Source organism: Bradyrhizobium sp. S3.7.6, from assembly GCF_054061875.1.
The window spans coordinates 1603198-1616512 of record NZ_JBSSEQ010000001.1 but is presented as its reverse complement, the minus strand read 5'-3'; the positions used below and the strand labels follow the sequence as shown (position 1 = coordinate 1616512).

General features: G+C 64.7%; 13 protein-coding genes. 6 read left to right on the top strand and 7 right to left on the bottom strand.

The features are described 5' to 3' along the window. Window positions 1-90: 90 nt before the first annotated feature. The 4 genes from ACVJ5M_RS07660 to ACVJ5M_RS07645 are packed head-to-tail and all read right to left on the bottom strand — an operon-like array spanning window position 91 to window position 3670. Window positions 91-879 carry an ABC transporter ATP-binding protein gene (locus tag ACVJ5M_RS07660; protein WP_063980811.1) on the bottom strand — a complete coding sequence of 263 codons (789 nt, stop codon included), beginning with the start codon at window positions 877-879 and terminating at the stop codon, window positions 91-93. A gap of 3 nt (window positions 880-882) precedes the next feature. Next, a complete protein-coding gene (locus ACVJ5M_RS07655; protein ID WP_063980810.1) occupies window positions 883-1641 on the bottom strand; it encodes an ABC transporter ATP-binding protein in 759 nt (252 codons plus the stop codon). After that, the gene (locus tag ACVJ5M_RS07650) at window positions 1638-2789 is read right to left on the bottom strand and encodes a branched-chain amino acid ABC transporter permease (protein ID WP_456679270.1); all 1152 of its coding nucleotides are present in this window, start codon (window positions 2787-2789) and stop codon (window positions 1638-1640) included. The genes ACVJ5M_RS07655 and ACVJ5M_RS07650 overlap by 4 nt, the downstream gene beginning before the upstream one ends. 5 nt (window positions 2790-2794) lie before the next feature. After that, entirely contained in the window at window positions 2795-3670 is an 876-nt protein-coding gene (locus tag ACVJ5M_RS07645) for a branched-chain amino acid ABC transporter permease (protein ID WP_014498442.1), read from the bottom strand. A gap of 262 nt (window positions 3671-3932) precedes the next feature. Between ACVJ5M_RS07645 and ACVJ5M_RS07640 the strand changes: the two genes are divergently transcribed. The 5 genes from ACVJ5M_RS07640 (at window position 3933) to ACVJ5M_RS07620 (ending at window position 8877) form a co-directional block, all read left to right on the top strand. After that, on the top strand, window positions 3933-4682 hold the full coding sequence (locus tag ACVJ5M_RS07640; RefSeq protein WP_063986060.1) for an ABC transporter ATP-binding protein: 750 nt from the start codon (window positions 3933-3935) through the stop codon (window positions 4680-4682). Next, on the top strand, window positions 4679-6205 hold the full coding sequence (locus ACVJ5M_RS07635; RefSeq protein ID WP_063980809.1) for a hypothetical protein: 1527 nt from the start codon (window positions 4679-4681) through the stop codon (window positions 6203-6205). Before ACVJ5M_RS07640 ends, ACVJ5M_RS07635 begins: the two co-directional genes overlap by 4 nt. A 105-nt stretch (window positions 6206-6310) precedes the next feature. Beyond that, a complete protein-coding gene (locus tag ACVJ5M_RS07630) occupies window positions 6311-7126 on the top strand; it encodes an MBL fold metallo-hydrolase (protein WP_063980808.1) in 816 nt (271 codons plus the stop codon). Window positions 7127-7191: 65 nt separating this feature from the next. After that, window positions 7192-7713 carry a hypothetical protein gene (locus ACVJ5M_RS07625; RefSeq protein WP_063986059.1) on the top strand — a complete coding sequence of 174 codons (522 nt, stop codon included), beginning with the start codon at window positions 7192-7194 and terminating at the stop codon, window positions 7711-7713. A gap of 111 nt (window positions 7714-7824) precedes the next feature. Further along, window positions 7825-8877, top strand: coding sequence for an amidohydrolase family protein (locus tag ACVJ5M_RS07620; RefSeq protein ID WP_063980807.1), 1053 nt, complete (start codon window positions 7825-7827; stop codon window positions 8875-8877). An 80-nt stretch (window positions 8878-8957) separates the two neighbouring features. Here the strand turns inward: ACVJ5M_RS07620 and ACVJ5M_RS07615 are convergent, their stop codons facing one another. Further along, window positions 8958-9413: a cupin domain-containing protein gene (locus ACVJ5M_RS07615; RefSeq protein WP_063980806.1), complete on the bottom strand. Its 456-nt coding sequence runs from the start codon at window positions 9411-9413 to the stop codon at window positions 8958-8960. A 240-nt stretch (window positions 9414-9653) separates the two neighbouring features. On the opposite strand from ACVJ5M_RS07615, the gene ACVJ5M_RS07610 reads away from it, so the two are divergent. Continuing rightward, window positions 9654-10208 (top strand): hypothetical protein, encoded by a 555-nt coding sequence (locus ACVJ5M_RS07610; protein WP_063980805.1) that lies wholly within the window; start codon window positions 9654-9656, stop codon window positions 10206-10208. A 137-nt stretch (window positions 10209-10345) separates the two neighbouring features. On the opposite strand, the gene ACVJ5M_RS07605 is transcribed toward ACVJ5M_RS07610, so the two are convergent. Then, window positions 10346-11602 (bottom strand): aminopeptidase, encoded by a 1257-nt coding sequence (locus ACVJ5M_RS07605; RefSeq protein ID WP_063980804.1) that lies wholly within the window; start codon window positions 11600-11602, stop codon window positions 10346-10348. A 112-nt stretch (window positions 11603-11714) separates the two neighbouring features. Then, on the bottom strand, window positions 11715-13076 hold the full coding sequence (gene pcaB / locus ACVJ5M_RS07600) for a 3-carboxy-cis,cis-muconate cycloisomerase (RefSeq protein WP_354097748.1): 1362 nt from the start codon (window positions 13074-13076) through the stop codon (window positions 11715-11717). Window positions 13077-13315 lie beyond the last annotated feature (239 nt).

The window sequence follows — 13315 nt, the reverse complement described above, 5'->3', positions numbered from 1 at the left end:
TGTCGCTCTCCCCTCCGCTGCCTGCCTTGCCGGCGGTCTGTTGTTGCGGATGGGCCAATCCATTTAACGCCTTCTCCTAGCGCCAAATCTTCAGCGCCAAGTCTTCTTCTTTTTCCAGCGCCGCTCGCCTCGTGCGCCCGCCTCCTTGGCACCAAGGTAGAATTCCTGAATGTCCTGGGAATGCATCAAGCGGTCGCAGGTGTCGTTCATCACGACGCGGCCGATCTCCAGCACGTAGCCGTAATGCGCCGTCTCCAGCGCCACCTTGGCATTCTGCTCGACCAGCAGGATCGACATGCCCTGCTCCTCGTTGACGCGGCGGATGATGGTGAAAATCTCCTTCACCAGCAGCGGCGACAGGCCGAGCGAGGGCTCGTCGAGCAGCAGCAAGGTCGGCCGGTTCATCAGCGCGCGCCCGATCGCGAGCATCTGCTGCTCGCCGCCGGAAAGCTGGCCGGCCGGCTGGTTGATGCGCTCCTTCAGCCGCGGGAAATAGCCGTAGACGCGCTCCAGATCCTCCGCGACGCCATCACGATCCCGGCGCGGATACGCCCCCATCATCAGGTTCTCGCGCACCGAGAGGAACGGGAATACCTCGCGCCCCTCCGGCACATGGCTGAGGCCGAGCCGCACGATCCGGTCCGCCTCCATGCGCTGGATCGACCTGCCCATGAATTCGATCGTGCCCTTCTGCGGATCCAGAATGCCCGAGATCGTCTTCAGCACCGTGGTCTTGCCGGCGCCGTTGGCGCCTAGCAGGGTGACGATGCGGCCGCGCGGCACCTCCAGCGAGATGCCGCGGATCGCCATGATCGGCCCGTAATAGCTCTCGATGTTGGATAGCTTCAGGATGATGTCGGGCGTGACGGCGGCGTCCATGCGTCAGGCTCCCAGATACGCGGCGACGACATCGGGATGCTGCTGCACCTCGGCGGGCGACCCCATCGCCAGCACCCGGCCATAGTTCAGCGCGATGACGCGATCGGAGACGCGGTTGACCAGCGACATGTCGTGCTCGACCATCAGCACGGTGACGCCGAGCTCGTTCTTCATGTCGCGGATCCAGAAAGACATGTCGCCGGTCTCCTCGACATTCAGGCCGGAGGACGGCTCGTCGAGCAGGATCAGTTTCGGCTCCGAGCACAGCGCGCGTGCGAGCTCGATCACCTTGCGCACGCCATAGGGCAGGCCGGAGATCAGCTTGTCGCGATAGGGTTCGAGATCGAGGAACTCGATCACCTGCTCGACCCTGCGGCGATGCACCTTCTCGTTCGCCCGCACGCTCGGCAGGAACAGCAGCTCCTGCCAGAGCCGGGTGGTCGAGTGACGGTGGCGGCCGACCAGGAGGTTGGAGAGCACGGTCGCGTTCTCGAACAGCTCGATGTTCTGGAAGGTTCGCGCGATGCCGAGCCTGGCGATGTCGTAGGGCGGCTGCTCCGTGATGTCCTGGTCTTCGAAGAAGATGCGGCCCGTGGTCGGCCGGTAGATCCGCGAGATCAGGTTGAAGATCGAGCTCTTGCCGGCACCGTTCGGTCCGATGATCGAGAGGATCTCGCCCTTCTCGACCGCGAAGGATACCGCATCGACCGCCTTCAGCCCTCCGAAATGCAGCGACAGGTTCTCCGCGCGAAAGTAGCTCATCGGTTGCGCTCCGACTTCACGTAGATCTTCTGACGCTTGAAGGTGGCGCGCTTGTAGAGCGGAAACAGCTGGAAGAAGAGCTTGATCTTGAGCCAGCGGCCGTAGAGCCCGAACGGCTCGAACAGCACGAACAGCACGATGATGATGCCGTAGATCGCACCCTTCAATCCGTTGAGCGAGGCGAACGCCGCGACTTTCGACTGGATATTGCCCGCAGTCGCCGGACCCGCCCCGAACGTCGCGGCAATGCCGGCGATGATGCCGGGCAGGTCGTCCTTCAGATAGGTCAGGAACGGGTCGATCATCACGATGAAGATCGCGCCCAGCACCGCGCCGTGCAGGCTGAAGGTGCCGCCGATCAGGATCACGATGATGAACTCGATCGAGAGCTGGAGCGTGAACATCTCCGGCGAGATGAAGGAGAGCTTGTGCGCGAACAGCACGCCGGCAAAGCCGGTGATCGCCGCCGAGATCGCAAAGGACTTCACCTTGTACAGCGCGACGTTGACGCCCATGCTGCGCGCCGCGGTCTCGCTGTCGCGGATCGCGACGAAGGCGCGCCCCGTCGGCGAGCGCAGCAGATTGAGCGTGCCGACGATGGTCAACACCAGCACGGCCAGGCAGAGGAAATAGAAAGTCGGGCTGTCGCGCGGGACCGTGACGCCGAGCAGCGACAGGGTCTTGACCCGCATGCCCTCGTTGCCGTTGGTGACGCTCTCCCAGCGGGCCAGGATCTCCTCGACGATCAGGGCAAAGGAGATGGTGGCGATGACGAGGTAGATGCCGGTCAGACGCAGGGCGGGAAAGCCGACCATCGCGCCGATCAACCCGGTCAGGGCACCGGCAGCGAGGAAATAGACCGGGAACGGCACGTTATATTTCTGCAAGTATGCCGCCGTGTAAGCGCCGATCGCGAGGAACGCGGCGTGGCCGAGCGAGGCTTGCCCGGTAAAACCGGTCAGGATCAGAAGGCCGACGCCAACCGTCGCGTAGATGCAGACGAAGACGAGCTGGCTCATCAGATAGCTGGAGAGCACATAGGGCGCGATCAGCAGCAGCGCGAGCAGGATGCCGTAGGAGACGACGTAGCCGGAATGCGGGAACAGCTTGATGTCGTCCTCATAGTCGGTCTTGAACAGGAAGCGCATGGCGTTCAGACCTTCTTGCGGACGTGAAGGCCGAACAGGCCTTCAGGCTTCAAGAGAAGTACGGCGAGCAGCACGAGATAGGGCGCGACGTCCTTCCAGCCCTCCGCCAGATAGAAGCCGGCCATGCTCTCGATCACGCCGATCAGCACGCCGCCGACGACCGCGCCGGGGATCGAGCCAAAGCCGCCGAGGACTGCGGCGGGAAACGCCTTGAGGCCGAGCACGAGGCCGACATTGGAATGGATGAACGTGATCGGCGCCAGCAGCACGCCGGCGCAGGTCGCGACCGCCGCGCTGATCGCCCAGACGACCGACACCACGCGCTTGACCGGGATGCCCATGTAATAGGCCGCCAGCATGTTCTCGGAACTGGCGCGCATCGCGGTGCCGAGCGTGGTCTTGTTGAAAAACAGCCAGAGCAGCGCGCACAGGATCATCGTCGCGGCGATCACCGAGAGCTTGTCATAGGCCAGCACCAGCGAGCCGACGCGCAGCACGCCGTGGCTGAACGGCGTCTCGATCTTCAGATCGTCGGTACCCCAGATCATCCCGGCGACCGAGCGCAGGAAATAGCCGAGGCCGATGGTGGCCATGATGATGGAGAATTGCGGATAGCCGAGGATCGGCCGCACCACCACGCGCTCCGCCAGCATGCCGAACAGCGCCATGGCCGCCACCGCACCGGCAAAGCCGATCCAGTAGTTCAGTCCCATCATGCCGATGAAGGTGAAGGCGAAGAAGCCGCCCAGCATCATCAAATCGCCCTGGGCGAAATTGACGACCTCGGTGGCCTTGTAGACGAGCACGAAGCCGAGCGCGATCAGGCCGTAGACGCAACCGAGCGCAACACCGCTGACCAGCTGCTGAACGAAATCCAGCATCGCCGCGCAACCTCCCGATACAACAGCGGCTCTTCGCGACCGCCTTGCTGCATCTTGTGTCCAGTCGCTACGCGGTCGTTTCGCCGCGTTAGCGCCATTTGTCCCGGCAGCAATTCAGCCTGAACCGTCCAGCGCTGTCAACAAACGGTGACTTGCCATTAGTAGCAACCGGATGGCGGAATTTGGGGGCCGTATATTCACGGTGCCGAAACATCTTGGGATCATGGTCGCGAGCGATGCAAAACCGGATGGTGTGGCCGTCATGAAGCCGGACAGATCGGCGCTGGAAGTCCTGGGGTTAACGAAGCGTTTTGACCGTCTGGCGGTCGACAGCCTCGATCTCACCATTCACGCCGGCGAATTCTATGCGCTGGTCGGCCCCAACGGCGCCGGCAAGACCACCACTTTGCGCATGGTTGCGGGCCTGTTGCGGCCCGATGCCGGCGCGGTCTCGATCTTCGGCATCGATGCGCTCGCAAATCCCGTCGCCGCCAAGCAGCTGATGGCGTGGGTCTCCGACGAGCCCATGATCTACGACAAGCTGACGCCGCTTGAGTACCTCGAATTCGTCGCCGGGCTCTGGGGCATCGCGCCGTCGGCCTCGGAACCGGTCGCGCAGGACCTACTGACCTCGCTCGGGCTCGAGCCGCACCGGCACGAACGCTGCGAAGGCTTTTCCAAGGGCATGCGCCAGAAGGTCGCTCTCGCCGGCGCGCTGGTGCACGATCCCCGCCTCATCATCCTCGACGAACCGCTGACCGGCCTCGACGCCGTTTCCGCCCGCCACGTGAAGGGGCTGCTGAGCGAGCGCGTCCGCGCCGGCTGCACGGTCATCATGACCACGCATATTCTCGAGGTGGCCGAACGCATGGCCGACCGCATCGGCGTGATCGCCTCGGGCCGTCTGGTCGCCGAGGGCACGCTGACCGAGCTGCGCCAGCAGAACGGCCATGCCGACACCAGCCTGGAAGATCTCTTCATCGCGCTGGTGACGCTTCCGGAAGCCGCATGAGCTCGGCAACCGCGCTCTCCTGGTTTGCCCGCCACGAGCTCCGGCTCGCCTGGCGCGAATGGTTCGCCATGATGACCGGCGGGCGGCGCAAGCGGGCGCGCGCTGCAATGATCGGCCTGCTGTTCTTCGCGGCCCTCCTACACGTACCGGCCTGGGCTGTGATCGGCCGTTTCGCCGACCTGCAGCTGCCGCTCGACAAATCCTCGCTGATCGTGATCTCGGCGACGATCTTTCTGGCCTGGACGCTGATGCTGTCTCAGGCGATCGAATCGGTGACGCGGGTGTTTTACGCCCGCGCCGATCTCGACCTGATGATGTCCTCGCCCGCGACGCTGGCCAATCTGTTCTCGGTGCGCATCGCCGCGATCGCACTGGCCGTCACCGTGATGGCGCTGCTGTTCTCGACGCCGTTCATCGACGTGCTGGTGATCGGCGGCGGCGCGCGCTGGCTTGCGGCGTTCGGCGTCGTCATCGCCATGGGCCTCTCGGCCGCGGCGATCGCGATCGCCGTCACCATCCTGCTGTTCCGCCTGATCGGCCCGGCGCGCACGCGCTTCGTCGCCCAGGTCCTCGCCGCGATGATCGGCGCCGGCTTCGTGATCGCGCTCCAGGTCGCCGCGATCATGTCCTATGGCACGCTGTCGCGCTTCACCATCCTGACCTCGAGCAGCTTCGCCGCCTACGCGCCCGACGTCGACAGCATCTGGTGGTGGCCGGCGCGGGCGACCATGGGCGACAGCGAGGCGCTGCTGCTGCTCCTGGCGCTCGGGCTCGTGCTGCTCGGCAGCGTCATGGCGATGTTCTCGCACCGCTTTGCCGACACCGCGATCGATGCCGCCGCTTACGGCGCCTCCGGCAGCAAGGCCGCGAAACAGCGCCCGTTCCGCGGCGGATCGCGGCAACAGGCGCTGCGGCGCAAGGAATTTTCGCTGCTCTGGCGCGATCCCTGGCTGATCTCGCAGACGCTGATGCAGCTGCTCTATCTGGTGCCGCCGGCGCTGCTGCTCTGGCGCAACTTTGCCGACAGCTCCGCTGCGCTGACGCTGATCACACCCGTCATCGTGATGGCGGCAGGACAGCTCGCGGGCGGGCTCGCCTGGCTGACGATCTCGGGCGAGGACGCGCCCGACCTGGTTGCGACCGCACCGCTGACGCCGTCCAGCGTCATCCGCGCCAAGATCGAGGTCGTGCTGATCGCCATCGCCGCCATCTTCTGCCCGCTGATCGCGGCACTCGCTTTCGCCTCACCGTTCCAGGCCGCGGTCAGTGCCGCGGCTGTCATCATCAGCGCGGCGTCCGCGACTGCGATCCAGCTCTGGTTCCGGGTGCAGGCCCGGCGCAGCCAATTCCGCCGCCGCCAGACCTCGTCGCGGCTCGCAACCTTTGCCGAAGCCTTCTCCTCGATCGGCTGGGCCGCCAGCGCGGCGCTGCTGCTCGCGCTGCCGCTTGCCGGCCTCATCAGCGGCCTGATCACCGCGGGCCTCATCGCCATCACCTGGAAGTTCAGCCCAAGGCGCAACTAAACGCCGTGAGTAGGGCTGCGACACTGACGCGCTGTTGATCGCGGCCTATTGGCCACGCGCTGCATTGCACGCTAGACTTCTTCCGAAGTCATCGGGGACGGATTCATGCGGCGACTGGTTTCAGCGGCTCTGGCGCTGTTCGGCGCATTCCTCTCTCCTGCTCTCGCCCAGCAGCCACCTCAGCGGAGCGAATGCCTGGCGATGGCAAACGGCGCGCCCCGCGCAATACCGGCCGCCTTCCGGCAGGCCGCAGGCTCGGCTGAAGTCCAGATCACCTATGCCGGCCATTCCACCTATTTCATCGACACGCCGGGCGGCCTGCGCATCGCGACCGACTACAGCGGCGCCTACCAGGTCGGACGTCTGCCCGATATCGTCACCATGAACCGGGCGCACAGCACCCACTACTCTTTACTTCCCGACAAGCGCATTCCCCATGTGCTGCATGGCTGGGGCGAGGACGGCAAGCCGGCCGTCGTGTCGGAGCGCATCGGCGACACCTTCATCCGCAACGTCACAACCGACATCCGCCGCTATTTCGGTGACGATTCCGGCACCGACATGATCCGCGACGGCAATTCGATCTTCATCTTCGAGGTCGCCGGCCTCTGCATCGGCCATCTCGGCCATCTCCACCACAAGCTCGACGAAACCCATTTCGCCCAGATCGGGCGGCTCGACATCGTGATGGTGCCGATCGACGGCACCTACACCATGTCGCTCGACGGCGTCTCCGAGATCACCAAGCGGCTGCGCGCCTCTGTGGTGCTGCCGATGCATCGCTTCGCCACCCCGCTCGACGAGTTCATGCACCTCATCGGCCGGCAGTTCGAGATCGACCGGCGCAGCGAGCGCTCCTTCCGGATGTCGCGGGACGCGCTGCCGACGACGCCGACGGTGATCATCCTCGACGGCGTGTGACGCGCAATTTTCTCCAAGTCGATTGCCGTTCGGTCGTGCTGATCTCCTCGCGACGGGAGATCGACATGACAGACTTTGCCAGACTTTTGTACGCGGACGGACCGAACCCCGAGCACGCGGCGGCGCTCCAGCTCTATGGCCGCTTCGTCGGCGACTGGGATGCCGGGATCACCGCTCATGGCCCCGATGGAACCACGCACACCGCGCCCGGCGAAATCCATTTCGGCTGGGTGCTGGAAGGCCGCGCCGTTCAGGATGTCTGGATTATCCCTCGCCCAGCGGCTGCGCCGGCGTTTCCGATCGCCGGCAATTGGTACGGCACGACGCTACGGGTCTACGACCCCTCCATTTCCGCATGGCGGATTTCCTGGTTCGATCCCGGTCGTAGCGTGTTCCGCCAGCAGATCGGCCGCCCGCGCGGCGCGGACATCGTGCAGGAAGGTACGACCGATGCGGGCGACCTGACACGCTGGAGTTTCACAAAGATTACCGATGATTCCTTCCATTGGCTCGGCGAAGTGAAGCCGGCAGCCGCCGCCGATTGGCGGCTTGTGGTCGATGTGAGGGCGAAGCGGCGCAAGGGCTAACGACGGCGCCGCTGTGCTCGCGATGACGGGTGCGGTTGCGCAGCACGCGCAGCTGGATGCGAAGACGAGGTGCTAGGCTCCCCCCACAAAAAATAAAGGGAGCGAATGCCGATGGCTGCAAGCGGTGTGCCCGCCAACACGAGCGGGCTATTCGTCGAGCCGCGCGAGGACTGGCTCGCGCAATATCAGGAGGAGATCATCGATCCCTTGCGGCCGATCGTCGATCCTCATCACCATCTCTGGGATCGCGGGCAGCGCTATCTGATCGAGGAGATGGCGGCCGATATCGCCTCCGGGCACAACATCATCGCCACCGTCTATGTCGACTGCCGTTCGATGTATCGCGCGCACGGGCCCGAGGCATTCCGGCCGGTCGGCGAAGTCGAGTTCGCCAACGGCGTCGCCGCCATGAGCGCAAGCGGCGGCTACGGCACGGCCGCGATCTGCGCCGGCATCGTCAGCCACGTGAACCTGTTGCTCGGCGATGCCGCCAAGCCGGTGCTGGAAGCCGAGATCGCGGCGGGCAACGGCCGCTTCCGCGGCATCAGGCATTCCTCGGCCTGGGACGAAGACCCTGTCGTCGCCGGCATGTATGCCAATCGGCCGAAGGGGTTGTTGCGGGATCCTACTTTCCGCAAAGGCTTTGCCTGCCTCGCACCGCTGAACCTGAGCTTCGATGCCTGGCTGTTTCACCCGCAGATCGGCGAGCTGACCGAGCTCGCGCGCGCCTTTCCCGACACCAGGATCGTGCTCGACCATTGCGGCGGCCCGGCCGGCGTCGGTCGCTTCGCCGGGCGGCGCGAAGAGGTGTTTCCGCAATGGCGCGCCTCGATCCAGGAGATCGCGAAGTGCGAGAACGTCTCGGTGAAGCTCGGCGGGCTCGCGATGTGCCTGCTCGGCTATGACTTCCATCTGCGCGCGAAGCCCCCGTCATCCGAGGAGCTTGCCGCGGCCTGGCGGCCCTATGTCGAGACCTGCATCGAGGCGTTCGGCCCCAAGCGCGCGATGTTCGAGAGCAATTTCCCGCCGGACAAGGGCCAGTGCAGCTACCAGGTGATCTTCAACGCGTTCAAGCGTATCGCGGCGCCCTTGAGCGAGGCCGAGAAGACGGCGCTGTTCTCGCAGACGGCGAGCGATGTCTACCGGCTCGAACTGCCGTCATGACGAGAAGAGGGGCCGGGATGTTGGTCCCGGCCCCTCTTCCGTCGTGGCCGCTGGGAAGCGTCCTTGAAAATGCTTGAACTCTAGCCAGCCCCCAACAGCGAGGCGGGGCGGCGCTCGCCGGCGGAGACGAACATCCGCTTGAGCTTGTTGACGACGCGGATCAGGAATCCGATCATCACGGGATTGGTCTTGCGGCAGAAGGCGATCTTCTTGACGTGGCCTTCGACATGCCATTTGGCATGCGCGCCGTCGCGGAAGAAAATGACGTCGCCCGGGCCGTAACGCTTCGGCGGCATGCCGTCGCTTTCGAGCACGATCGATCCTTCCATGATCATGATCGTCTCGTCGATGTCGTAGTACCAGTTGAAGCGCCCTTCGGTGCAGTGCCAGATGATGGTCGAGGCGGTGCCGTCGGCGCTGGTCGACAGGATGTGCGAGCGCGACACCGGATTGCCTTCGATAATCCAGGACGGCTCGATCGGCCGCAGCTCGAGATCCACGTTGCAACTACTGATTTCAATCAATGACGGCGACATCTGCTTCCCCAGGGAATAAAATATGTATGGCCGGGTCTGGGCCCGGATTGTTTCCAAAGATGTTGGAACGCTAGTAGCCGGTTTTTAATTCTTTCTTACGCAGGGCGCCGACAATCAGCCGCAAGTTGCAGGCGCGACGAGGTTAACGTCGGGATTTGCCTGCAAATTCGCGCACATGAACCCATCTTTTCTGGGGTGCGACAAAGTGCGCGAAAGTGACCAGCGAAGGAGCCCGCACCGATGCCCCTCACCCCGGAGGTTCTGACAGCCCAAGGCGAGGTCGTCGCCTGGCTCGGCAGCCTCGATGTTTCCTTCGCAACCGAAGATGAGCCCTGGTTCACCATCGACGGCGTCGAAAACCCCCGGCAGATCGGCAGCGACGGCTGCGGCGGCACCTTCGTGCTGCTGCCATCGCGGAATGTGCTCTACGTCTCATCGGAGGGCCGCGCAGGAATTATCGCCGGCACGTTCGAGGCCTTCATCCAGCTCTTTGTCGCCCACCCCTACTGGCTGGACATCCTCAAATTCTCCGCCGGCGGCGATCTCGCAGAGATGCGGCGCGCGGCGGATGCGCTTGAGGCGACACTCGACCAGGAGGATGACGTCAACGCGGCCCGCGAGGAAATTCGCGGCAGCCTCGACCTGCCCGATGCGGACGATCCCATCGAAGCGCTTTACGAGGCGGTCGCCACGTCCGACGTCATCGTGCGGGCCACCGACGGCAGCCCGTTCACGACGCTGTTCAACCGCTTCAGCATCGACAACAACCGGATGCTGCGCAACGCGGCGGCGTGAGAGCGCGTGACGCCAGCGCTGGGGCTTGAACCTTCCACCATCATCGTCATGGCCGGGCTTGTCCCGGCCATCCACGCCTAGCGGCACAAAGAACGTGGATGCCCGGGACAAGCCCGGGCATGACGAGCAGCGGCGGACTACTTCGCCCACTCGCCCTTGCGGAACACCGGCACCTTGCTGCCGTCGGCGAGAATGCCGTCGATGTCGGTCTCGGCAGAACCGATCATCCAGTCGATATGGATCAGGCTCTGGTTGCCGCCTTGCGCGGCGATCTGCTGCGGCGTCAGCTGCGCGCCGTTGACGAAGCACTTCGAATAGCACTGGCCGAGCGCGATGTGCGAGGCCGCGTTCTCGTCGAACAGCGTGTTGTAGAACAACAGCCCGCTCTGCGAGATCGGCGAGGAATGCGGCACCAGCGCCACCTCGCCGAGACGCCGCGCGCCTTCGTCGGTGTCGAGCACCTTGTTCAGCACCTCCGCGCCGCGCGAGGCCTTTGCGTCGACGATCCTGCCGTCCTCGAAGCGCACCGCGATGTTGTCGATCAGCGTGCCCTGGTAGGACAGCGGCTTCGAGCTCACGACATGGCCAAAGACGCGCCGGCAATGCGGCGTTGTGAAAACCTCTTCGGTCGGGATATTGGCGTTGCAACTGATGCCGTTCTTGGACAGCGAGGCGCCGCCCTCCCATTCATGTCCGTCGGCCAGCCCGATGGAGAGGTCGATGCCGGGACCTGAATATTGCAGCGCGCGAAAGCGCTGGCCGTTGAGCCAGTTGGTGCGCTCGCGCAGCACCGCGTTGTGGCTCGCCCAATTGCCCATCGCATCCTCGCGGTCGACGCGGGAGGCCGCGAAGATCGCGTCTGCCAGCTTGCCGATCGCAATGTCCTCGGGATCATCAGGGAAGACCTGCTTGGCCCATGACGGGCTCGGATAGGCGATGATGTTCCAGTTGGTGTCGAAATTGACGATTTTTTCCAGCGCCGGCTGATAGGCTATCGAATTGGCCTTGCTGGCGCGCGCCACCTTGGAAGGATCTTCGCCGGACAGCAGCATCGGATTGTCGCCGACGATGGCGAGCCGCGCGGTGTTGTCGGAGAACGCCTTGGCCATGCCCTCATAGAGCCAGTTGGCGGCACGATCGAAGCTGTTGTCCTGGCCGTGGCGGTAGCGCGCCAGCGTCATCTCCTCATCCGACAGGATCGGCGTCACGATACCGGCGCCGGCCTTGTAGGCGTGCACGGCGATCCGCCGCACCAGCGGCAGCGCGATCGCGGGCGCCGTCAAGAGCAGATCCTGTCCCGGCCGCAAGCCCAGGCCCACCTTCACCGCCACCTCGGCCAGCCGGTCGAGTTTCACGGGATCGATGGGAACGGCGGAATTGCGGTGATCAATCATGCGGGGTCCTCTGCCGAAGCTCTCTCGTTCAATCTAAGTCTAGCATCGCAAGGCGCAAGTGCGCGAGCGCCTTGCGACACGGAGAGATACGGAGTTTCGCGCATTTTGGTTTTCAACGCGTTGCCGATTTCAGCACCCGGTCGACCATGGCAGGCGCAAGGCCGAGGTAATTTTTCGGTGAAGTCAGCGCTTCGATCGTGGCACGGTCGATCCTGACGGAGACGCGGGGGTCGGACGAGAGCGCGTCCGCCAATGTCAGACCCTTCTCATTGGCGAGCCGGCAGGCATCATAGACCACGTCATGCGCCTCCTGCCGCCCGATCTGCGGCGCCAGCCCCATCATGACCGCTTCGGCCACGATCTGGCCGCGGCTGATGGCGAGATTGTCGTTCATCTTCCTTTCATCGACGATGAGGCCTGCGAGCGCGAACTTCGCCTGGTGCAGCGCGCCGGCGGTCAGCACGAAGCTTTCCGGGATCGCCATCCATTCGGCATGCCAGGGCCCGGTGGCGCGCTCGAAATCCTGCACCATCGCATCCAGCATCAGACCGGCATGCTGGCGCACCGCCTTGGACGCCGCGAGCATCAGCTCCGAGGAGATCGGGTTGCGCTTCTGCGGCATGGTCGAGGAGGCGCCGCGGCCCTTGACGAAGGGCTCGTAGACCTCGGCGAACTCGGTCGAGGCCATGATCATGATGTCGAGCGCGATCTTGCCGAGCGAGCCTGTGACGAGCGCGAGGAAGTTCACGGCCTCGGCAAAGCCGTCGCGCGCGACGTGCCAGGTCGAGGCGGGAACGCCGAGCTCGAGCTCGACGCAGAGCGCCTCCTGCACCTCGAACCCCTTGCCGCCGAGCGAGGCCAGCGTTCCGGCGGCGCCGGCGAACTGTCCGACCAGCACGCGCGGCTTCAATTGCACGAGCCGCTCGGCGTGGCGGTCGAACATCGCGAGCCAGATCGCGGTCTTGTAGCCGAACGTCACCGGCAGCGCCTGCTGGAGATGGGTGCGGCCGGCCATCGGCGTGTCGCGGTAGCGCTTCGAGAGGTCCGCGAGGATGTTTCGCAGCTCGGCGATGTCGCGCTCGACGATCCCGAGCGCGGCGCGCAATTGCAGCACCACCGCGGTATCCATGATGTCCTGCGTGGTTGCGCCCCAATGCACGTAGCGGCCGGCCTCGCCGCACTGTTTCACCATCTGATGCACCAGCGGCAGGATCGGATAGCCGACGATGTCGGTCTCCTGTCGCAGCAGATCGAAATCGAATGCGGCGACGTCGGTCCGCGCCGCGATCTGGTCGGCGGCTTCCTGCGGGATCACGCCGCACTTCGCCTCCGCCTTCGCCAGCGCCACCTCGACCTCGGCATAGCGTCCGACCAGCGCGACATCGGAAAACACTTCGCGCATCTCGGGCGTGCCGAAGGCGTCGCGGAACAGCATGGAATCGAGCATGGTCGTCGAGGCGGGAAAAGCGGGCATGGGCGTTTCTTTATGGTTTGCGTTTGTGTGAGAGCAGCTTACGCGGGCCGCGCTGTTCGGCAATGGACATTCATGGCTCGCCACACATTCGATGCCGTACGACGACATTACGACGGCGCATCGCTCCATCACCCCGTCATCCTGAGATGCGAAGCGTGCGACGCGCGGCGGCGCACGAAGCGCCTCGAAGTGATGAGCGGCCGCGATGCAGCCGGGCCGTCGCCCTTCGAGGGCCGTGA